Annotated in this window: 21 protein-coding genes, 1 pseudogene and 2 riboswitches; of the genes and pseudogenes, 10 read left to right on the forward strand and 12 right to left on the reverse strand. The window is 62.4% G+C overall.

Annotated features, from left to right (window positions below; translation table 11 throughout):
• Positions 1-59 precede the first annotated feature (59 nt).
• The 4 genes and pseudogenes from IB267_RS01865 to IB267_RS01880 form a co-directional block, all read left to right on the forward strand.
• The gene (locus IB267_RS01865) at positions 60-725 is read left to right on the forward strand and encodes a CBS domain-containing protein (RefSeq protein WP_192446174.1); all 666 of its coding nucleotides are present in this window, start codon (positions 60-62) and stop codon (positions 723-725) included.
• A gap of 203 nt (positions 726-928) precedes the next feature.
• Positions 929-3,385, forward strand: coding sequence for a phosphoketolase (locus IB267_RS01870; protein WP_192446175.1), 2,457 nt, complete (start codon positions 929-931; stop codon positions 3,383-3,385).
• 124 nt (positions 3,386-3,509) lie between these two features.
• The gene (locus tag IB267_RS01875) at positions 3,510-4,829 is read left to right on the forward strand and encodes a glucoamylase family protein (protein WP_192446176.1); all 1,320 of its coding nucleotides are present in this window, start codon (positions 3,510-3,512) and stop codon (positions 4,827-4,829) included.
• Positions 4,830-4,854: 25 nt separating this feature from the next.
• Positions 4,855-5,438 (forward strand): annotated as a pseudogene (locus IB267_RS01880) (ABC transporter ATP-binding protein/permease); the annotation flags it as partial.
• Positions 5,439-5,722: 284 nt separating this feature from the next.
• On the opposite strand, the gene IB267_RS33655 reads toward IB267_RS01880, so the two are convergent.
• Complete coding sequence (locus IB267_RS33655; RefSeq protein ID WP_256364280.1) at positions 5,723-5,848, reverse strand: hypothetical protein; 126 nt, start codon at positions 5,846-5,848, stop codon at positions 5,723-5,725.
• Between the two features lie 196 nt (positions 5,849-6,044).
• Positions 6,045-6,287 (reverse strand): hypothetical protein, encoded by a 243-nt coding sequence (locus tag IB267_RS01885; protein ID WP_043614390.1) that lies wholly within the window; start codon positions 6,285-6,287, stop codon positions 6,045-6,047.
• A 227-nt stretch (positions 6,288-6,514) separates the two neighbouring features.
• Between IB267_RS01885 and IB267_RS01890 the strand changes: the two genes are divergently transcribed.
• Positions 6,515-7,429 carry a DnaJ C-terminal domain-containing protein gene (locus IB267_RS01890; protein WP_192446177.1) on the forward strand — a complete coding sequence of 305 codons (915 nt, stop codon included), beginning with the start codon at positions 6,515-6,517 and terminating at the stop codon, positions 7,427-7,429.
• Positions 7,430-7,432: 3 nt separating this feature from the next.
• Positions 7,433-7,747, forward strand: coding sequence for a chaperone modulator CbpM (locus IB267_RS01895; protein ID WP_043614393.1), 315 nt, complete (start codon positions 7,433-7,435; stop codon positions 7,745-7,747).
• Here the strand turns inward: IB267_RS01895 and IB267_RS01900 are convergent.
• On the reverse strand, positions 7,744-8,172 hold the full coding sequence (locus IB267_RS01900; RefSeq protein WP_192446178.1) for a nuclear transport factor 2 family protein: 429 nt from the start codon (positions 8,170-8,172) through the stop codon (positions 7,744-7,746). The genes IB267_RS01895 and IB267_RS01900 overlap by 4 nt on opposite strands.
• A 199-nt stretch (positions 8,173-8,371) precedes the next feature.
• Here IB267_RS01900 and IB267_RS01905 point away from each other — a divergent pair, with 199 nt between their 5' ends.
• On the forward strand, positions 8,372-8,728 hold the full coding sequence (locus tag IB267_RS01905; protein WP_192446179.1) for a hypothetical protein: 357 nt from the start codon (positions 8,372-8,374) through the stop codon (positions 8,726-8,728).
• A 21-nt stretch (positions 8,729-8,749) separates the two neighbouring features.
• Here the strand turns inward: IB267_RS01905 and IB267_RS01910 are convergent, their stop codons facing one another.
• Entirely contained in the window at positions 8,750-9,736 is a 987-nt protein-coding gene (locus IB267_RS01910; RefSeq protein ID WP_192446180.1) for a copper chaperone PCu(A)C, read from the reverse strand.
• Positions 9,737-9,831: 95 nt separating this feature from the next.
• Positions 9,832-10,221, reverse strand: coding sequence for a hypothetical protein (locus IB267_RS01915; RefSeq protein ID WP_192446181.1), 390 nt, complete (start codon positions 10,219-10,221; stop codon positions 9,832-9,834).
• A gap of 162 nt (positions 10,222-10,383) precedes the next feature.
• Positions 10,384-10,467, forward strand: a riboswitch (glycine riboswitch).
• A 3-nt stretch (positions 10,468-10,470) separates the two neighbouring features.
• A riboswitch (glycine riboswitch) is annotated at positions 10,471-10,548 on the forward strand.
• Between the two features lie 64 nt (positions 10,549-10,612).
• On the opposite strand from IB267_RS01915, the gene gcvT reads away from it, so the two are divergent.
• Genes gcvT through gcvP form a run of 3 tightly spaced genes read left to right on the forward strand, consistent with a single transcriptional unit; the run spans position 10,613 to position 14,995 of the window.
• Complete coding sequence (gcvT, locus tag IB267_RS01920; RefSeq protein WP_192446182.1) at positions 10,613-11,752, forward strand: glycine cleavage system aminomethyltransferase GcvT; 1,140 nt, start codon at positions 10,613-10,615, stop codon at positions 11,750-11,752.
• Between the two features lie 16 nt (positions 11,753-11,768).
• Positions 11,769-12,131 carry a glycine cleavage system protein GcvH gene (gene gcvH / locus IB267_RS01925; protein ID WP_025427112.1) on the forward strand — a complete coding sequence of 121 codons (363 nt, stop codon included), beginning with the start codon at positions 11,769-11,771 and terminating at the stop codon, positions 12,129-12,131.
• Positions 12,131-14,995, forward strand: a complete 2,865-nt coding sequence (gcvP, locus tag IB267_RS01930) for an aminomethyl-transferring glycine dehydrogenase (RefSeq protein WP_192446183.1) — start codon at positions 12,131-12,133, stop codon at positions 14,993-14,995. Before gcvH ends, gcvP begins: the two co-directional genes overlap by 1 nt.
• 139 nt (positions 14,996-15,134) lie before the next feature.
• Here gcvP and IB267_RS01935 read toward each other — a convergent pair whose 3' ends face one another.
• The 7 genes from IB267_RS01935 to sufC form a co-directional block, all read right to left on the reverse strand.
• The gene (locus tag IB267_RS01935; protein ID WP_192446184.1) at positions 15,135-15,563 is read right to left on the reverse strand and encodes a response regulator; all 429 of its coding nucleotides are present in this window, start codon (positions 15,561-15,563) and stop codon (positions 15,135-15,137) included.
• 11 nt (positions 15,564-15,574) lie between these two features.
• Complete coding sequence (locus IB267_RS01940; protein ID WP_192446185.1) at positions 15,575-17,080, reverse strand: ATP-binding protein; 1,506 nt, start codon at positions 17,078-17,080, stop codon at positions 15,575-15,577.
• Positions 17,081-17,172: 92 nt separating this feature from the next.
• Entirely contained in the window at positions 17,173-17,565 is a 393-nt protein-coding gene (gene sufA, locus IB267_RS01945) for a Fe-S cluster assembly scaffold SufA (protein ID WP_034794319.1), read from the reverse strand.
• Positions 17,566-17,659: 94 nt separating this feature from the next.
• Entirely contained in the window at positions 17,660-18,040 is a 381-nt protein-coding gene (locus tag IB267_RS01950; protein WP_043614418.1) for an SUF system Fe-S cluster assembly protein, read from the reverse strand.
• A 73-nt stretch (positions 18,041-18,113) separates the two neighbouring features.
• Positions 18,114-19,355, reverse strand: a complete 1,242-nt coding sequence (locus tag IB267_RS01955) for a cysteine desulfurase (protein WP_192446186.1) — start codon at positions 19,353-19,355, stop codon at positions 18,114-18,116.
• Between the two features lie 130 nt (positions 19,356-19,485).
• Complete coding sequence (sufD, locus tag IB267_RS01960) at positions 19,486-20,766, reverse strand: Fe-S cluster assembly protein SufD (RefSeq protein WP_192446187.1); 1,281 nt, start codon at positions 20,764-20,766, stop codon at positions 19,486-19,488.
• 22 nt (positions 20,767-20,788) lie between these two features.
• Complete coding sequence (sufC, locus tag IB267_RS01965; protein WP_043614649.1) at positions 20,789-21,544, reverse strand: Fe-S cluster assembly ATPase SufC; 756 nt, start codon at positions 21,542-21,544, stop codon at positions 20,789-20,791.
• Positions 21,545-21,613: the final 69 nt, after the last annotated feature.

Here is a 21,613-nt window from a genome sequence, read left to right on the forward strand (position 1 = left end):
ATGGGACTAACTTACGCAGCGTAATGACGGTGCCAAGTCCTTTGGGGAGCGGGATCGACATGCGCGTTAAAGATGTAATGACGACCTCGGTCGTCAAGCTGTCCCCTGACAACAGCGTCAGGCAGGCAGCCCGGATCATGCTCGACAATCATGTAAGCGGCCTTCCCGTGGTCGATGGTGATGGAGCCCTGGTGGGCGTCATCAGCGAAGGCGATCTCATTCGCCGGAGCGAGCTTGGCGGCGGCATTCCGGTCGCCGACCCTGCCGGGGCGGCGGACGAGCGGGCGAGCGCCTATGTGCGCCGGTCCTCCTGGAGGGTCGGTGACGCCATGACGGCCAATCCCGTGACCATCGACGAGGACGCCTCCGTCGCGCGGGTCGCGGCGGTGATGCAGGAGCGCGGGATCAAGCGCATACCGGTTCTGCGGAACGGCCTTGTCGTCGGTATCGTCAGCCGCGCCGACCTGCTGCAGGCGATCTTGTCCGCAAAGCAGGACGAGACGGCGGCGGGCGATGAAGCCATCCGGCGCAGCATCCTGGTGCGCATCGGCGAAAACACCGGCCTTGAGGGCCTGGATATCAAGGTCGCCGTCACCGACGGCATCGTGCATCTCTGGGGCAATGTGGAGACTGCCGATTGCCGCAAGGCGGCGCGCATCCTCGCCGAAAACGTGCGTGGTGTCCGCGGTGTGGTCGAGCACTACGCCGAGCCCTATCCGCAATAACATGTGCGTCGAGACCGCCGCGGCCTGAGTTCGCGGCGCTGCAAGCGTGTTCCTGCTGCTGTCGTTCAAACTTCAAGCGTTCCACCACCTGCCCGCCGCAGAAAAACAGCAACGACCGTAGCGAATTCGAGAGACTGCGATGGCTTGCGCGACGGCAAGCCGGAGGGAATTTCAGCATATGTCCTTTTGACCGGGAGGCTCAGATGGTTTCGCCTGAAACAGCATCGATGAAAGAGACGGCATCCGGAAAATCAGCAGCACCGTTGTCATCAGACGAACTCCGCCTGATGGACGCCTATTGGCGTGCTTCGAACTACCTGTCGGTCGGTCAGATCTACCTGCTCGACAATCCGCTTCTGCGCGAACCGCTGAAGCGCGAGCACATCAAGCCGCGTCTGCTCGGCCATTGGGGCACGTCGCCGGGCCTCAACATGCTCTATGTTCACCTCAACAGGGTGATCAAGCGCGACGATCTCGACATGATCTACATCATCGGTCCGGGACACGGCGGGCCGTCTCTGATGGCGCATGCCTACCTGGAAGGGACTTACACGGAGTTTTATCCGAATATCGCCGAAGACGCCGAAGGCATGCAGCGGCTGTTCAAGCAGTTCAGCTTTCCCGGCGGCATCCCGAGCCATGTGGCGCCGGAAACGCCCGGCAGCATCCATGAAGGTGGCGAACTCGGCTATGCACTCAGCCACGCCTATGGCGCCGCTTTCGACAACCCCAATCTCGTTGTTGCCTGCATCGTCGGCGATGGCGAGGCGGAGACCGGGCCGCTTGCGACCGGCTGGCAGAGCAACAAGTTCCTCAACCCTGCCCGCGATGGCTGCGTGCTGCCGATCCTGCATCTGAACGGCTACAAGATCGCCAATCCCTGCTTCCTCGCCCGCATCCCGCACGACGAACTGAAGAAGTTCTTCGAGGGCATGGGCTACAAGCCCTATTTCGTGGAAGGACATGATCCGGCAAAGGTTCACCAGCAACTGGCGGACGTGCTCGATACGGCGATGGCCGAAATCCGGCAGATCTGGGACGATGCCCGCATCAGGGGCAATCTGAAGCGCCCGGCCTGGCCGATGATTATCTTCCGCACGCCCAAGGGCTGGACCTGCCCGCCGGAAATCGACGGCAAGAAATGCGAGGACTACTGGCGCTCGCACCAGGTGCCGATGGGCGAGATGGACAAGCCCGAGCACATCCGCGTCCTCGAACAATGGATGAAGAGCTACCGCCCGGAAGAACTCTTCAGCGACGAGGGCCGGCTGAAGCCGGAGATTGCGGCGCTCGCGCCATCGGGACATCGCCGCATGAGCGACAACCCGCATGCAAACGGCGGCCTGCTCTTGCGCGACCTGAAGATGCCGGCATTCCGGGACTATGCCGTCGACGTTCCGAGCCCGGGCGCCACGACCGTGGAAGCGGCACGCGTGATGGGCAAGTTCCTGCGCGACGTGATGAAGAACAACATGGATGCGAAAAACTTCCGGCTGTTCAGCCCGGACGAAAACAACTCCAACCGCTGGCAGGATGTGCTCGAGGTCACCGACCGCTGCTACATGGCCGAGATCTATCCCGAGGACGATCACCTCTCACCGGATGGCCGCATCATGGAGGTCTTGAGCGAGCATCAATGCCAGGGCTGGCTCGAAGGCTATCTGCTGACTGGCCGCCATGGCTTCTTCTCCTGCTACGAAGCCTTCATCCACATCATCGATTCCATGTTCAACCAGCATGCCAAGTGGCTGAAGGTCTGTAACGAGATCCCCTGGCGTCGGCCGGTCGCCTCGCTCAATTATTTCCTGAGCTCCCATGTCTGGCGGCAGGATCACAACGGCTTCAGCCATCAGGATCCGGGCTTCATCGACCATGTCGTCAACAAGAAGGCAGAGGTCGTCCGCGTCTATCTGCCGCCGGATGCCAACACGCTGCTGTCGGTCACCGATCATTGCCTGCGCAGTCGCAACTACATCAACGTCGTCGTCGCCGGCAAACAGCCGGGGCCGCAGTGGCTGACGATGGAGCAGGCCGTGCGCCATTGCAGCATGGGTGTGAGCATCTGGGATTGGGCGAGCAACGACGCCAACAGCGAGCCGGATGTGGTCATGGCCTGCTGCGGCGACATTCCGACGCTGGAAACGCTTGCTGCCGTCCAACTGCTGCGCGAGCACCTGCCGGAGGTCAAGGTCCGGGTCGTCAACGTCGTCAATCTGATGAAGCTGCAGCCGGCGGAAGAACATCCGCACGGCCTTTCGGACCGCGACTTCGACGGCATCTTCACCAGGGACAAGCCGATCATCTTTGCCTTCCACGGCTACCCCTGGCTGATCCACCGCCTCACCTACCGCCGCACCAACCACGGCAACCTGCATGTGCGGGGCTACAAGGAAGAAGGCACGACCACGACACCGTTCGACATGGTGGTGTTGAACGAGCTCGATCGTTTCCATCTGGCTGGCGACGTCATCGACCGCCTGCCGCAGCTCGGCGCGCGGGCGGCCTATTTCAAGCAGGCGATCCAGGCCAAGCTGATCGAGCACCGCGAATACATCGAGAAACATGGCGACGACATGCCCTCGATCAGCGGCTGGAAATGGGGCGTTAAAGGCGCGCAGCCTTTCAAGGCCGGGACATCGACCGAAGGGGACAATGTCTGAGGCCCGCGCACGGCTGGATTGACGGTCGCCCTCCCCGGCTTGCCTGGGCTTGCGAGCCGCTCCGCAAGGGGCGTCTCGCGCATCCGATACGAATGAACCCTCATCGTCATTGCGGCTGGCTGCCATGTCGGAATTGCTGTCGACAGATCCCGAACTGAACCGGATGCCGACCGAGCAGGATCTTGCCCGGTTGCAGTTCACGACGCTGCTCTACTATCTCCACTGCACCAACCCGGACAACGGCCTGGTTCGTGACAAGACTCAGGAAGACGCACCCGCAAGCATCGCCGCAGTCGGCATGGCGCTCGCGACGATCCCGGTGCTGGTCGAGCGCGGCATCGTCATTCGCAAGTTCGCCGCCAAGATCGCGCGTCGACGGCTGCAGTTCCTCTTTGAATGCCCGCAAGGGCCGGAACCCGACGCTTCCGGCTACAAGGGCTTCTTCTACCACTTCCTCGACATCGAGACCGGCCGGCGGGTGTGGGAGTGCGAGCTGTCGACGATCGATTCTGCCTTCCTCTTTGCGGGCGCATTGACGGTCGCCGCCTATTTCGACGGCGACAGCGCTGAGGAAGCCGAGGTTCGCCGGCTGGCCAACGCGCTCTATGAACGGGCCGACTGGAACTGGGCGTGCGACCACGGGCTGACGCTGACCCATGGCTGGCGGCCAGAAAACGGCTTCATCCCCTACCGCTGGCGCGGTTACGACGAAGGGTTGCTGCTCTACATCCTCGGCCTCGGCTCGCCGACCCATCCACTGCCACCGGAAGCCTACACCGCCTACACCGCAAGCTACGACTGGCGGAACCTTTACGGGCGCGAGCTGCTCTATTCGGGACCGCTCTTCACCCACCAGCTCTCGCACATGTGGATCGACTTCCGCCGCATCCGCGACGAGTTCATGCGCGAGCACAACAGCGACTATTTCCAGAACAGTCGCCATGCCACCTTCGTCCAGCAGGAATATGCCATCCGAAACCCGCTGAATTTCGTCGGCTACGGCGAACATTGCTGGGGCTTCACCGCAAGCGATGGTCCGGGCTGGACAAAGGGCATGGTGAACGGCGTCGAGCGGGAGTTCTTCGACTACATCGCCCGCTGCGCACCCTTTGGTCCGGATGACGGCACTGTGTCGCCCTGGGCGGTGGTCGCCTCCCTGCCCTTCGCGCCGGAGATCGTCATCCCGACGGTCTGGAACTGCGCCCGCATGAACCTCGGCATGACCAAGCTCTACGGCTTCAAGCCCTCCTTTAACAGAAGCTTTCCGGTGGAGGGAAGCGAAACCGGTTGGTGGGTCAGCCCCTATCACTTCGGCGTCGACCAGGGGCCGGTGGTGCTGATGATCGAGAACTACAGGACCGGCCTGCTCTGGAACATCATGCGCCGGTGCGGGCCGCTGGTGGTGGGCTTGAGGCGGGCGGGCTTTTCCGGCGGCTGGCTCTGACGGCCAACGCAACAAAGGTACTCTAATGGACAGCCAGCCAGTGCCGATCAGAACAACCGCACTTCGCTTCGCACGGGCTGTCCGAATTTTCCTGACCTCCGAAGTTGGCGGCCGCGCTTGGTTGATGTTCTTCGGGCTCATGCTGCTGCTCTTCGGCCTCAACGTCGTCAAAAACCTTGTCGGCCGCAATTTCATGACGGCGATCGCCGAGCTCCAGATGAACGAATTCATCCGGCAAGCCGTCTTCTATGTCTGCGTCTTTGCGGTGCTGACCGTCGTCGGCGTCACTGCGCGCTTCGTGGAGGAACGGCTGGCGTTGCTCTCGCGCGAATTCCTGACCCGCCGCGCCGTCGACATCTATCTGGAAGACGAGGCTTACTACCGGCTCGAGGTCTCGGGCACGCTGAGCCATCCGGACCAGCGGATATCCGAGGACATCCAGGCCTTACGGTCACCACGCTCTCCTACATCATCATGCTGTTCAGCAGCACGCTGACGGTGGTGACGTTCTCGGGCGTGCTCTGGTCCATCAGTCCGCTGCTGTTTGCCGTTGCCGTGCTCTATGCCGCCTGCGGCTCATACATGACGATCGTGCTGGGGCGCCCTCTTTCTCGACCGGATCGAGGCTACGCTTGGACGTGAGACCTTCCGCAATACGCTGAGGCTTCTCTGTGAGCGTTCCATCACCTGCATCAACAACGGCGAGGAAGGCGATACGCGCGACCTCTACCGTGCCCTGCTGGATTGCCGGGAGGATGGCAGTTGGACGTGGACCGACGAGCGGACTTGACCCAAGCCGAGGTCACGGAACGCGGCGCCTTTTTAAGGGCGCCGTCTGACGGACGCGCGCTCAGGGGAGCGGTACCCCAAATGATCGATTGGAACGATCGAACTCACCGCGGCGCAACGATGCCCTGGTAGTAGTCTCCGTCGCCGCCGACGACGCGCGGCGGGCCACCGGCGGTTTGCGAACAGGCGGCCAGCGTGGCGAGCGTGAGCAGCAATACGATCGTTCTCATGAAGTCGGTCCCCTTCTGGCCTGCGTTCCGGCTATGTCCTTGAGACTTGAGAGAATCTGCGGCGGAGCCGGTTAGAAAACAAGTACTAAAATGGTGGTATAACAAAATGTATGATCGTTGAAGATGCAATCTGCGTCGACCGCCGCCCGCCAAGGGGCGACAATCCGGACACGGTCAACAATGGATGAATGGGCCGCTAGATCGGATGCTGCCGGTTCGTCTGTTCGCGTTCTCTCCAGTATTGCAGCCGAAGTCGCGGCGCCATGATCCAGGCGATGAAGGGGGTGATCAGGAAACAGCTGACGACCACGACCGGGATCGCATATTTGGCGTTGGCCGTGAGGGCCGGCACCGAAAGAACGATGAGGATCCCGATGGCGAACAGGATGGCGTTGACCATCAGGCCGACCATGATCGCGAGTTGCAGCCGGACGGACATATCGACCTCCCGAAGATTCGGGGCGTACCGCCCCTTAAGCGCTCATTTGCGCGACCGATTGTAGCAGACCGCCCTCTTTCGCGAAATGGTGGAGTTGCGCGGCGTCTTCGCCCCTGTCGCGGGCGCAAATCTGCTCTATGCTGTTAGACGAGCGATTGAAGACGCACCCGCCAGCCCGGCAAGGCACGGCAAACGTGGTCGATCCGCGCTCGCCCAAAGGAGATCGCATGACGAGCCCATACGAAACGCTCGGTGTCAGCCGCGACGCGACGCAAAAGGACATCCAGAGCGCTTATCGCAAGCTTGCCAAGAAGCTGCACCCGGATCTCAACCCGGGAGACAAGAGCGCAGAAGACCGCTTCAAGGCGGTTTCAGCGGCCTATGCCCTGCTTGGCGACGAGGACAAACGCGGAAAATACGATCGCGGAGAGATCGACGAAACCGGAGCGGAAACGCCGCCCCGGCACTATTACCGCGACTATGCCCAATCCGGAGATACGGGGGCACGCTACGAAAGTGCGCATGGCTTTTCGGATTTTGCCGAGGCCGACGATATCTTTTCGAGCTTCTTTTCGCGGCGTGCGGGCGGACAGCAGCAGCGCCAGCGCGGTCGCGATACCCATTTCTCCATGGAGATCGCATTTCTCGACGCGGCGAACGGCACCAAGACCCAGATCACCCTGCCCGGCGGCGGACCGGCGCTCGACCTGACCATTCCGCCCGGCACGCGTGACGGCCAGACGCTGAGGCTGCGCGGCAAGGGCGAGCCGGGTCGCGATGGCGCACCGGCCGGCGACGCGCTGATCGACATTCGCGTCCGCCCGCATCCGCTCTTTGCCACCGATGGCGACGACGTGCGCTACGAGGTACCGATATCGCTGAGCGAGGCGGTGCTCGGCGGCAAGATCCGCGTTCCGACGATCGATGGCGCCGTCAACGTGTCGATTAATCCGCACACCAACAGCGGCAAGACGCTGCGACTGAAGGGCAAGGGACTGCACAAGCCGGGCGGCGGCCATGGCGATGCCTATGTCAGCCTGAAGATCGTGCTGCCGCAGACCCCGGACCCGGCGCTTTCCGCTTTCGTCGAAGGCTGGGCCGCCGGCAAGACGGAAGATCCGCGCAAGGGCATGGGAGGATGACCTATGAACGACCGTGAATTCTGCGAACATCTGGATATCGAGGTCAAGGTTTTGCGCATCTGGGTCGAGCAGCGCTGGTTGATGCCCCAGGAGGCCGACGCCGGCTGGCTGTTCGAGGATGCCGACCTTGCGCGCGCGCGGCTGATCCAGGATCTGACGGGCCCCATGGGCGTCAATGACGACGGCGTCGACGTGGCTATGCGGCTGCTCGACCAGGTCCACAGCCTGCGTGGCCGCCTGACCGTGTTGATGAACGCCATTCGCTCCCAGGAGCCGGCGGTTCAAAAGCTCATCCTGTCGCGCGCCGAAGAGGACTAGGCGACGGCCGGCTCTTTCAGCAGCCCGATCGTTTCGGCGACAAACAGGGTATCGACGAACTCCGTCAGGTCGACGATCCGATCGTCGCGGAACGTGAACTTGTCGATGATCTCGGTTCGCTCGCGGGTCTGCGACGGGATGAAGCGAACAAAGCCGGCGCGGTGGACGACGACGGTATCACCATCGGCATAGCAGCCGACCATCTCCATCTCGCTCAGGTCCCAATTGTTGACGAGCGTCGCGAAACTGTCGCGCACCGTTTCCGGCGTGTTGACGGCAAGCGCCATCGTGCCGAGCCTGCCGCTTCCGACGATGCGGAAGCTGAAGTCCGGATCGAGTTGCGCCATCATCGTGTCGAGGTCGTTGACATTGCGGGCGAGATAAAGGGCCCGCACCCTGAATTCCAGCATGCTTCGCTCGGTCATCACAACCTCCCCGTTTCTATTAGAACGAGTGTGTTTTAACTTTAGAGATCGCGCAAGTATTAGTGATGTGCCGGCTCGCTCCGCACGGGGCGCGGCGACCATCGTTAGAGTTTTCCTAAAATGCAACCACCAGTTTTTACCCGCCTTCAGGTGAAACTGAGCGACAAGAATGGATTGCTAACGGGAAGGCAGGAAAGACGTGACTCAGATCGTCACAGTATCCGCAACGACGGCGGCCTATGCGGCGGAAGCGCTGAAGCCGTCCGCACGCGTGCGTGGCGACGGTCCGACCGACGAAGCGATCACGTTGCTCTCGGCGCGTCGCACCGAAGAGCCCAAGCTGACGCCGGTCTCGATCCCCAAGACCAAAGGCGCCCTGCCCCTCTCTTTCATGCTGGCCACGGCCGACGGCCGTCTGCCGGAGCGCTCGGAAGCCGAAGCCCTGCGCCGCTATCTCGAATTCATGCGCGACGACGACGGTGGTTCCGAGAACCAGGAAAACGAAGGCCGGCAGGATGAACCCGCCGGCCAGGAGGATGAGAGCGACCCCGCTTGAGCGGCATCGCGATTTCTCGGGTCAATGATGCTTCTGGCCGCCGGCTGCCTCGCCGCCCTTGGCCGAGCCGACCGGGAATGTCGCATCGACCTTGCCGGCCTTTTCGAAGACGAGCGTGACGGGGACCGTTTCGCCTTCCTTGAAGGGCGTCTTCACGTCCATGAACATCAGGTGCAGGCCGCCGGCCTTGAGCTCGACCGTTTCGCCGGCCGGCAATGCCACGCCGTCGTCGAGCTTGCGCATCCGCATCACGTCGTTTTCCATTTTCATCTCATGGATCTCGACCCGTGCGGCCGCGGGGCTCTCGACAGCAACGAGCCGGTCTTCACCTGCCCCACCGTTCTTGATCGTCAGGAAGCCGCCACCGACCTTGGCACCGGGCAGCATGGCCTTCACCGTGCCGCCGGTGATATCGAGATCGCCGACCTTCGCCGAGCCGCCGGCTGCAGCCATATGCCCGCCATGGCCGGCATGTGGATCGGCGGCATCGGCCATCGTTACCGTGACGGTCGGCGCCGGGCTTTTCAGGTCATGCGCATTTTGGCCCTCGGCCGCCACCAGGTCCCAGACGACCTTGCCTTCGGTGCCGCAAAGCTGCGTGGTCGGGAAGGCGAGCACCGTCTCCTTGTCGAAGCCCGAGACTTTGCCGCGCACGACGAAGGTGTCGTAATATTCGTCGGGAAGATTGCCGCCCTTCCAGCGGATCTCCAGCGGGCCGGATGTGACCTTCTTGCCGTGATTGTCGTAGGTTTTCTGGTAGTCGCCCTTGATGATCTCGATCTCCCAGCCGGGCTTCGGCTGCGGCTGGGCGAAGACGAAACCTTCCGGCAGCTTGATCTGTACTTCCGTCGTCGGCTTGCCGTCGCAGCCATGGGGAACCTGCAGCACCGCCTTGAAGGTGCTCTCCACCGGCGCCGTGTCCTTCTCGAAGGTGGCGTGGGCGTGGGCGATGCCGCTTGCGGCAAGGGTAAGGCCGAGCGAAAGCGAAGCGATCCTGGTCTTTGTCATGTCGTAATCTCCTGACCACGCGCCGGGCTTTGCCCGATGTCCGGTGGTCCAAGCCGCTTGAACGCGGCAAATTGTATTGGGATGCGAGAGGAGAATTACGAGCGCGCTGGAGGCCCGCGCGAAGGCGGCAGCAGCCGCAGATGCTGATTGGGTGCCGCGTTTACAGCGGCGATCGGAGAAACCTGCCACGCGCCCGCTTCGGCGCGAAGGCTCTCGGTTGGCGGAGCCGGCAGCAGAATGGAGCCCGAAAGACGGCAGGCCTCGCAGATCGGGGCCATCGCCTGGCCCTTGCCGCTTTCATGGTCGACGCCATCCATGCCGAAGCAGATTTCGCCGATCGTTCCGTCAGGCAGCTGATAGGCGGAAATTTCAGCCGGGCTCAGTGTCTTGGCGCTGAGCGGCTTGTGGGCGAAGGTCAGGAAAACGAGCGCAAAGACGGCGATCAGCCGCACTGCTATCCCGAATTTTCCGTCGCGCCCTGTCATGGTTATCCCCGGTATCTGTCTTGGGTTATCCTCAACCGGAGAAGAATGCAAAGGCAGAATTGCCGCACCCGGCTCGGCTGCGTCTTTTGGTCGTGCGACAAAAATGTGTTTCAGCGCGACACCGCCCCCTTGCCAACATCCCGCCTTCGCCGTTATCTGGAGACGATCTTGTTGGGAGAAGCCGGCTCAAACCGGTGCCGAAGGAGCAACCGCCCCGGAAACTCTCAGGCCAAAGGACCAGCAAGGTGCCGGCAGGACTCTGGAGAGAAGCGTTTTTACGCTCGCCGAAGGGATAACAATCTCAGGCAAAGGGACAGAGGGGGCTCGAATCGACGGCGATTGACGCCGGAAGTGTGAGCCGGCGCGGGAGCGCCAGACCTGGAGGCCGGATTTGGAAAACAATCCTCATTTGAAACAGACGCCGCTGCATGCGCTGCACCTTTCGCTGGGCGCGCGCATGGTACCCTTTGCCGGTTACGACATGCCGGTGCAGTACCCCGATGGCGTGATGAAGGAACACCAGCACACCCGTGTTGCCGCCGGTCTCTTCGACGTCTCGCATATGGGCCAGGTCATCGTGCGTCCGAAGTCCGGCAAGGTCGAGGACGCAGCGCTTGCGCTTGAAAAGCTGGTGCCGGTGGACGTTCTCGGTCTTGGCGAAGGCCGGCAGCGCTATGCGATCTTCACCAATGCCGAAGGCGGCATCCTCGACGACCTGATGATCGCCAACCGCGGCGATCACCTGTTCCTCGTTGTCAACGCCGCCTGCAAGGATCAGGATTTCGAGCATCTGAAGTCCGGCCTTGCCGACACCTGCGACGTCACCATGCTCGACGACCGCGCGCTGATCGCGCTGCAGGGGCCGCATGCCGAAGCCGTTCTTGGCGAACTCTGGGCCGATGTTTCCGGCATGCGCTTCATGGATGTCGCCGAAGCGGACCTTCACGACGTCACCTGCATCATTTCGCGCTCGGGCTATACCGGCGAGGACGGTTTCGAGATTTCCATTCCCGCAGCTTCCGCCGTCGATGTGACACAACGGCTGCTGGAACATCCCGATGTCAAGCCGATCGGTCTTGGCGCGCGCGATTCGCTGCGTCTGGAAGCGGGCCTTTGTCTCTATGGCAACGACATCGACACCACGACCACGCCGGTCGAGGGCGCCATCGAATGGGCGATGCAGAAGGCGCGACGCGCCGGCGGCGCCCGGGCGGGCGGCTTCCCCGGTGCCGACCGCATCCTCTCGCAGCTCGCTGACGGCGCCTCGCGTCGCCGCGTCGGCCTGAAACCTGAGGGACGCGCGCCGGTTCGCGGCGGCGCCCATCTCTTTGCCGATGCCGAGGGCAAGACCCCGGTCGGTCAGGTGACCTCGGGCGGTTTCGGCCCCTCCGTCGATGGCCCCGTCGCGATGGGCTATGTCGATGCCGGCCACACGGACGTCGGCACCACCCTTTTTGCGGAAGTGCGCGGCAAGTACCTGCCCCTGGCGGTCGCTGCCCTTCCCTTCGTCAAACAAACCTACAAACGCTGATCAGGAGAGAGCGATAATGTTGAAGTTCACCGACGAACACGAGTGGCTGAAGGTCGAAGCTGGCGTTGCAACGGTCGGCATCACCGAGCACGCAGCCGGCCAGCTCGGCGACCTGGTCTTCGTGGAATTGCCGGAAACCGGCTCCACCTTCGCCAAGGGCGACACGGCGGCAACGGTCGAGTCCGTCAAGGCGGCGTCCGACGTCTATTGTCCACTTGACGGCGAAATCGTCGAAGTCAACCAGGCGATCGTCGACGACCCGTCGCTGGTCAACAGCGACCCGCAGGGCGCCGCCTGGTTCTTCAAGCTCAAGCTTGCCGATCCGAACGCAGCCGACGCCCTTCTCGACGAAGCGGCCTACAAGGAGCTCGTCGCCTGATGAGCATGCCCAAGGATTTCACCTTTACGGACTACAAGCCGTATGACTTTGCCAATCGGCGTCATATCGGCCCGTCGCCGGCCGAAATGGACGAGATGCTGAAGGTCGTCGGTTATCCGACGCTCGACGCGCTGATCGACGACACCGTGCCGCCGTCGATCCGCCAGAAGACGCCGCTTGCCTGGGGCGCGCCGATGACCGAACGCGAGGCGCTCGACAAGATGCGCGAGACGGCCAACCGCAACCAGAAGCTCGTGTCGCTGATCGGCCAGGGCTACTACGGCACGATCACGCCGCCTGTTATCCAGCGCAACATCCTGGAAAACCCGGCCTGGTACACGGCCTACACGCCCTACCAGCCGGAAATCAGCCAGGGCCGCCTCGAGGCGCTGCTCAACTACCAGACGATGGTCTGCGACCTGACCGGCCTCGACGTTGCCAACGCCTCGCTTCTCGATGAAGCGACGGCAGCCGCTGAAGCCATGGCCATGGCCGAGCGCGTTTCGAAGTCGAAGGCCAAGTCGTTCTTCGTCGACGAAAACTGCCACCCGCAGACGATCGCACTGCTGAAGACCCGCGCCGAGCCGCTCGGCTGGCAGATCGTCATCGGCAATCCCTTCACCGATCTCGATCCGGTCGACGTCTTCGGAGCGATCTTCCAGTATCCGGGCACCTACGGCCAGGTGAACGATTTCACCGGCCTGATCGCGCGTCTGCACCAGACCGGTGCGATCGCAACTGTTGCCGCCGATCCGCTGGCGCTGGCGCTTTTGAAGTCGCCTGGCGAAATGGGCGCCGATATCGCCATCGGCTGCACCCAGCGCTTCGGCGTTCCGGTCGGCTATGGTGGCCCGCATGCGGCCTATATGGCCGTCAAGGACGCGCACAAGCGTTCGATGCCCGGTCGTCTGGTCGGCGTTTCGGTCGATGCCCGCGGCAACCGCGCCTATCGCCTGTCGCTGCAGACCCGCGAACAGCACATCCGCCGCGAAAAGGCGACGTCGAACATCTGCACCGCGCAGGTGCTGCTCGCCGTCATGGCCTCGATGTACGCCGTCTTCCATGGCCCGAAGGGCATCAAGGCGATCGCCCAGAGCGTTCACCAGAAGACCGTTCGTCTCGCCATGGGCCTCGAAAAGCTCGGCTACACCGTTGAGCCGGATGTCTTCTTCGACACGATCACCGTCGAAGTCGGTAAGCTGCAGGGCATCATCCTCAAGACCGCGGTCGCCGAGGAAGTGAACCTGCGCAAGATCGGCGAAACCAAGATCGGCATCAGCCTGGACGAGCGCTCGCGCCCCGTCACGCTCGAAGCCGTCTGGCGCGCCTTCGGTGGCGACTTCAAGGTGGAAGAGTTCGAGCCGGGTTACCGTCTGCCGGAGGCGCTGCTGCGCACCAGCGAGTACCTGACGCACCCGATCTTCCACATGAACCGCGCCGAAAGCGAGATGACGCGCTACATCCGCCGGCTGTCCGACCGCGACCTCGCGCTCGACCGGGCGATGATCCCGCTCGGCTCCTGCACGATGAAGCTGAACGCGACGGCGGAAATGCTTCCGATCACCTGGCCGGAATTTGCGGAGATCCATCCGTTCGTGCCGAAGGATCAGGCGGCTGGTTACCAGCACATGATCGAGGACCTGTCGGAAAAGCTCTGCGCGGTCACCGGCTATGATGCGATCTCGATGCAGCCGAACTCCGGTGCTCAAGGTGAATATGCCGGTCTCCTGACGATCCGTGCCTATCACCTCGCGCAGGGCAACGCCCATCGCGACGTCTGCCTGATCCCGACCTCGGCGCACGGCACCAACCCTGCCTCCGCCCAGATGGCCGGCATGAAGGTCGTCGTCATCAAGGTCAGCGAAAACGGCGACATCGACATGGACGATTTCCGTGCGAAAGCTGAGCAGTACGCCGAAAACCTCTCGTGCTGCATGATCACCTACCCCTCGACGCACGGCGTGTTCGAGGAGAACGTGCGTGAAGTCTGCGAGATCGTGCACAAGCACGGCGGCCAGGTCTACATGGACGGCGCCAACATGAACGCCATGGTCGGCCTTGCCCGCCCCGGCGACATCGGCTCCGACGTCAGCCACCTGAACCTGCACAAGACTTTCTGCATCCCGCACGGCGGCGGCGGTCCCGGCATGGGCCCGATCGGCGTCAAGGCGCACCTGGCACCCTACCTGCCCGGCCACCCGGAAACGGACGGCCAGGACGGTGCAGTTTCGGCAGCTCCCTTCGGCTCGGCCTCGATCCTGCCGATCTCCTGGAGCTACTGCCTGATGATGGGCGGCGAAGGCCTGACCCAGGCGACGAAGGTGGCGATCCTCAACGCCAACTACATCGCTGCCCGGCTCAAGGGCGCCTATGAGGTGCTCTACAAGTCGTCCAAGGGCCGTGTTGCGCATGAGTGCATCATCGACACCCGTCCGCTGGTCGAAAGCGCCGGCGTCACCGTCGACGACGTCGCCAAGCGCCTGATCGACTGCGGTTTCCACGCTCCGACCATGAGCTGGCCGGTTGCCGGCACGCTGATGATCGAGCCGACGGAATCGGAGACCAAGGCCGAAATCGACCGCTTCTGCGAGGCGATGCTGGCGATCCGCGAGGAAGCCCGTGCGATCGAAGAAGGCCGCATGGACAAGACCAACAACCCGCTGAAGAACGCTCCGCACACGGTCGAAGATCTGGTGGGCGAATGGGATCGTCCCTATTCGCGCGAGCAGGCCTGCTACCCGCCGGGCGCCTTCCGGGTCGACAAGTACTGGTCGCCGGTCAATCGCGTCGACAATGTCTTCGGTGACCGCAACCTCGTCTGCACCTGCCCGCCGCTGGAAAGCTACGCGGAAGCCGCAGAGTAACGACATCGACCGGCGGAGCAGCAATGTTCCGCCGGTTGTCTTTCCGGCGCGCCTGCGCCCTGATGGATGCGCCGCATCTGCGCTCCGCCTGATTCCCTGGAGATCTTGACGTGTCACGCCCGTAGCGTGCGGGCCGCAGCTATCGGCGCGCGCTCATGCCCGGTGGCAGGATCGTGCTTTCGACCCAGAAGCGGATGAAGGCCTCGGCAAAGCGGCGATACTCGATGACCGAGGAGGGTTTTGCCGCATAGGCATTGGCGCCGGCACCGTAGCACTGAAGCGCGTCGGCCGGATTGATCGAAGACGTCAGCACGATGATCGGGATCAGCGCAGTGGCGCGGCTCTTGCGCACACGCCTTAGAAGCTCGATGCCGTCGCTGCCGGGCAGCTTGATATCCATCAGCATGTAGTCGAAATGCCCGCTGGCGAGCTGCCCTAGGGCCTCATCCGCATCGGTCGCCAGAACGAGTTCGATCGATTTATCGACCTGGGCAAAGGCGCGCATCACGAAACGCGCATCGTGCGCGTCGTCTTCCACCAAGAGCAATCGCTTTGGCGTCGAGGTCACCTTGTTCCGCCCTACTTCGCCTTCCTCAGCCACCTCGGAAGCAACACGATGAAACGTGCGCCTTCTCGGAAGCTCGTGTCAAGGCAGATCGAACCGCCATGGCTTTCGGCGATGCGTTTGGCGAGCGACAGGCCGATTCCGGTACCGCCATAGACCGTCTCATCCTTGTGCAGCCGCTGGAACACTTCGAAGATTCGGGTCGCAAACCGCGGATCGATGCCGATGCCGTTGTCCTCCACCACCAGTTCCACCGTCTGGTGCAAATTGTTGCCGTGAATGCGGATGAGCGGGCGACGGTCGGCGTGCCGGTACTTGATCGCATTGCCGACGAGGTTCTGGACCAGGCGGCGCAGCAACTCGGGATCCCCCTCCAGTTCCGGCAGCGGGCCGACCTCGAAGGTAGCGTTGGCGTCGCTGGCGTCAGCGGCAAGGATAGCCAGCGTCTCCGAGACGACGTCGCTCAGCTTCACCTCGGTCCAGTCGGTGATGCGATGCGCGATCTGCGCATAGTCGAGCAGGCTGTCGACCACGCGGTTCATGCGCCGGACGCTGTCGCGCAAGTGCCGGGCATTTTCGGCAAGTTCGGTCTGATTGCCTGCCTTGAGGTCGTCTTCGATCATCTCGGAGAACATCGAGATGTGCCGAAGCGGAGCCTTGAGGTCGTGGGAGACAGTGGCGGTGAACTGATCGAGCGCTTCGTTCTTGTGCTCCAGTTCCTGTCGTTGCCGCTCGAGCGCGAGTTCGGCGCGCTTCAGGTCCGTGACATCGACACGCGCGACGACCGTGTTGCCGTCCTTGGCCTTGATGTTTTCAACCCGCAGCCAGCGGTCGTCGGCATAGCGGTGGATTTTCGGCTTTCCGTCCGGATAGCGGAAATCGCGCAGCCGCGAGGCGATCCACTCGTCGCCTTCGCGCGTGCCCGGCAAGGCGTCCGGGTAATGACCGCCCTGGCGCGCCAAGAGCAGGATTTCCTCGGCGGTGATGCCGGGCTTGAGTGCCTGGCCGGCAGGCCCGCAGATCGCCTGATAAGCCCGGTTATAGACGACCAGCCGTTCCTCCCGGTCGAAGATGGCAAAGCCTTCGGGCATCGCTTCGAGCGCCGCATTCAGCATCTCGGAAGCCTTCTGCCGTTCGCTCACGGCTTCGGTCAGGTCCGAAATGTCTCTGATGATGCCGATGAGCGCCAGTTCTTCGCCGGCGTCGTTGATCAGCGGCGTCGTGCGCAGATGCCCCGAAAACGTCGAGCCGTCGCGCCGGACATAAAGATAGTTCGAGGATCGGGGCGCGGTTTCGTCCACGCGCGCCGCCCGGTTCCGCAGGCGCTTGGCGTATTCCGCGTCGGTCGCGTAGATCAGGCGTACGGACTTGTCGATGAACTCCGCAACCGGATAGCCGAACTGGCGGAGCGCTGCATTGTTCGCGGAACGGATGATCCGCTCGGCGTCGATGATAATCACGGGATCGGGAAACGTTTCGTAGAGCGCCTTGAAGACGAGATCTTCGTTCAACGCCGCCATGTCCCTCTCCCTATTCCATAGATGTGTATCTCAGCAGAAAAAAGGCCCGGCGAAAACCGGGCCGACCTATCCAATTGAAGGAATGGTAAAACTTAGTTGGCGCGCACGACGGCGTCGCCCTGCGCGGCAAGTGCCGCCAGATCGGCCGGCTTCAACTCGACCGATTCACCGCACCCGCAGGCGGATGTCTGGTTGGGATTGTGGAAGGTGAAGCCGGAACGCAGCGTCGTCACTTCGAAATCCATCTGCGTGCCGAGCAGATAGAGCACCGCTTCCGGCGCAATCCAGACCTTGGCGCCCTGATGCTCGATCAGATCGTCCTTGGGATTGGGTTCGGTCACGAGATCAACGGCATATTCCATGCCGGCGCAGCCACCCTTCTTGATGCCGACGCGAATGCCCTTGGCATCGGCGCCGGAATTCTCGACGATCGCGCGCACGCGGCCAGCAGCAGCGTCGGTCAGGCTCATCACGGCAAAGCCCATGGGCTCATTCTCCTTGTCGTCACCGGGGTAAAGGCCCGGCGCCTTACAGAATCAAATGTAGTATCCGTGCCTTAACGGATCAATATCGCAGGGCTCAGTACCAGCCGACGGCGACCTGTGCTTCCTCGGACATGCGGTCCGGCGTCCACGGCGGATCGAAAGTCATCTTGACCTCGACACCCGAGACACCCTCGACGGCGCCGACGGCATTCTCGACCCAGCCCGGCATCTCGCCCGCCACCGGGCAACCGGGTGCGGTCAGCGTCATGTCGATCTTGACCATGCGGTCGTCTTCGATGTCGATCTTGTAGATCAGGCCCAGTTCGAAGATGTCGGCCGGGATTTCCGGGTCGTAGACGGTCTTCAGCGCGGCAATGATATCGTCGCTGAGGCGTGCAATTTCTTCGGCCGGAATCGCCGAATGGACGATGCCTTCACGAACGTCGATCTTTTCTTCCGTAGCATCAAGGCTCATGTCAGGCCTCCTGAACTTTCTCTTCTGGTTCAAAGATTTATGAGAAGTCTTTGAACCTTCTATATATTATTCCTCAAGCGAAAAACTTGCGAGCGTGTTCCAGCGCCTCGACCAGAGCATCGACTTCCGCCCGGGTATTATAAAGGCCGAAGGATGCACGGCACGTGGAGGTGACGCCAAAGCGTTTCAAGAGCGGCTGGGCGCAATGCGTGCCGGCGCGAACGGCGACACCTGCGCGGTCGATCACCATCGACACATCGTGCGAATGGATGCCGGCAAGCTCGAAGGCAAAGATGCTGCCCTTGTCGGGCGTATTGCCGAAGACCCTGAGCGAGTTGACCGCCGACAGGCGCTCGCGCGCATAGGCCGTCAGGTCCGCCTCGTGCGCCTGTATGGCTGCCCGTCCGAGCTTTTCCATATAGTCGAGTGCGTAGCCAAGACCGATCGCTTGCACGATCGGCGGCGTGCCGGCTTCGAAGCGATGCGGCGGATCGTTGTAGGTGACAGTGTCTTCCGTGACCACTTCGATCATCTCGCCGCCACCAAGGAAGGGCCGCATCTCTTTCAGACGATCGGTCTTGCCGTAGAGCACGCCGATGCCCGAGGGACCGTAGAGCTTGTGGCCGGTCATCACGTACCAGTCGCAGTCGATGTCCTGGACATCGACCGGCATGTGCACGGCGCCCTGGCTGCCATCGACGAGCACCGGAATGCCGCGCTCACGGGCGATGCGGCAGATTTCCTTGACCGGAACGACGGTTCCGAGCGCATTCGACATATGGGTGATGGCGATGAGCTTGGTCTTGTCGGTCAGGCACTTGACGAAATCTTCGACATGAAGCGCGCCGTTGTCATCCACCGGGATCCAGACGAGCTTGGCGCCCTGACGCTCGCGGATGAAGTGCCAGGGAACGATGTTGGAGTGGTGCTCCATGATGGAGAGCACGATCTCGTCGCCCTCGCCAAGGACAGGCATGCCGTAGCCATAGGCGACCGTGTTGATCGCCTCGGTCGAGGACTTGGTGAAGATGACGTTGTCGACGGATGGGGCGTTGAGGAAACGGCGCACCTTTTCGCGCGCCGCCTCATAGGCTTCCGTCGCGGCATTCGACAGGAAATGCAGGCCGCGATGGACGTTGGCGTATTCCTTGGAATAGGCATGGGAGATGGCATCGATCACGACCTGCGGCTTCTGTGCCGATGCGCCGTTGTCGAGATAGACAAGCGGCTTGCCGTAGACGGTTTTCGACAGGATCGGGAAATCCTTGCGGATCGCTTCGACGTCGTAGGCAGGCACCGGTACAGTGTGTTCCATGTCTCTTAATCCAATTGCCCTGGAGCGCCGCGCGTCCCTTAAGACGCGCTAAGCGCGCTGCAACATGTTGAGCCGCTGCATAATTTACCCTCAAATCGCTGCCGATTTAAGGAATTACGCAAGGAGCCCGTCAGGCGTGCTTGTCGAGCCAGGTCGAGATGACGTCTTCCAGTGCCTCGACCAGCGCTTCGTGGTCTTCAAGCTCTTCGACGATCTCGGCAACGAAGGCATTGACGAGCATAGCCCGCGCCTTGTTTTCCGGAACGCCGCGCGCCATCAGGTAGAAGAGCTGCGTGTGGTCGATATCGGCAACCGTCGCACCGTGGCCGCACTGCACGTCGTCAGCAAAGATCTCCAGTTCCGGCTTCGCCGAGAGATCGGCGTCGTCGGACAGAAGCAGCGTGTTGCACGCCATCTTCGCGTCGGTCTTCTGTGCGTCCTTGGCAACCAGGATCTTGCCCTGGAACACGCCCTTGGCGCGGTCGAACACGACGTTGCGGATGATTTCCGTCGAGGTCGTGTGCGGCACGTTGTGGCCGAGCGTGAAGGTCACGTCCGTGTGGGTCTCGCCGCCGAGCAGGTTGATTCCGCGCAGTTTGAAGTCGGCGCCCTCGCCGCTCGTCTTGCCGTGGATCTCCTGGCGCACCAGCTTGCCGCCGGCGTTGATCACGAAGAGGTGCAGCTTGGCATTGGTGCCGATGTCGAAGCGGATCTGGCCGAGATGGGTATCGGCTGCGCCCTGCTGCTGCAGGATGATCCAGATGATATCGGCGCCTTCGCCGACCGTCACGTCGCTGACGGAGGAAACGAAGCTTTCGGCGTCCTTGGTCGACAGATGCCGCTCGATCACGGTTGCCTTGGCGTTGGCGCCGAAGGTGACCGGGAAGCGGGTGTGCGCCTGGCCGAGGCTCTGAACCAGCTGGATTTCCAGCGGGTTTTCGAGCGTCGCATCGTCGGCGACAGCGATTTCGAGACCGCCGCGAACGAGACCGCCGTTGATGCGGCCGATCGCGTCGTCAAAGCCGAGCACGGCGAGGCCGGCTGCGGCCGAACCGTCGAGCAGACTGTCGACATAGGAACGGACCGTCACGCCCTCGGGAAGGCTGCCCTTGGCCTCTGCCTGGCCATTGCGGACGGAAAACACCGTCGAGCCCGGAACCAACGCGTCGACGCGATCGGCAAAAGCCGTCGGGTCGGCAGCCGGCACCGCGCGCAGTAGCGTGCGCAGATCGGTATAGTGCCAGGATTCGACGCGGCGGGTCGGAAGGCCGGCGGTGCGCAGTTCGTGCACCAGCGTGTCACGCACCGAGAGGACCGAGCCGTCGCCCGGCAGATCACCGATCTGCGCGGTATAGGCATCGACGAGCGCCGTTTCGGCCGCCGTCATCTTGATTGCCTGTTGCATATTCATTCGAACACTCCTTCGACAGGCGTCAGGCCGCGGCCTCGATGATTTCCGCGTAGCCGTTGGCTTCGAGTTCGTGTGCCAGCGTCTTGTCGCCCGACTTGATCACCTGGCCCTTGTAGAGCACGTGAACCGTGTCCGGCACGATGTAGTCGAGCAGGCGCTGGTAGTGGGTGATGACGACGACGGCGCGATCCGGCGAACGCAGCGCGTTGACGCCGTCGGCGACGATCTTCAGCGCGTCGATGTCGAGGCCCGAGTCCGTCTCGTCGAGCACGCAAAGCTTCGGCTCAAGCAGCGACATCTGCAGGATTTCGGCGCGCTTCTTCTCACCGCCGGAGAAGCCGACGTTGAGCGGACGGCGCAACATTTCCGGAGCGATCTTCAGCTCGGCTGCCGCTTCCTTGACGCGGCGCATGAATTCCGGCGTCGTCAGTTCGTCTTCGCCGCGATACTTGCGCTGCTCGTTCATCGCCACCTTCAGGAACTGCATGGTGGCAACGCCCGGGATTTCGACCGGGTATTGGAAGGCCAGGAAGATGCCTTTGGCGGCGCGCTCGGCGGCGTCGAGCTCAAGAATGCTCTCGCCGTTGTAGAGGATGTCGCCTTCGGTGACTTCGTAGTCTTCGCGGCCCGACAGAATGTAGGACAGCGTCGACTTGCCGGAGCCGTTCGGGCCCATGATGGCGGCGACTTCGCCGGCCTTCACGGTCAGGTTCAGGCCACGGATGATTTCAGTGCCGTCTTCGGCGATGCGGGCGTGCAGGTTCTTGATTTCAAGCATTTCTATCGTCCTCTTGGGAAACGAACGTTCGTTCGCGCGCAAACTCTTGTGCGCGCCATTCAATTTTCA

Origin of the sequence: Ensifer sp. ENS09 (genome assembly GCF_014852425.1) — a bacterium.
Taxonomy (GTDB): Bacteria; Pseudomonadota; Alphaproteobacteria; order Rhizobiales; family Rhizobiaceae; genus Ensifer.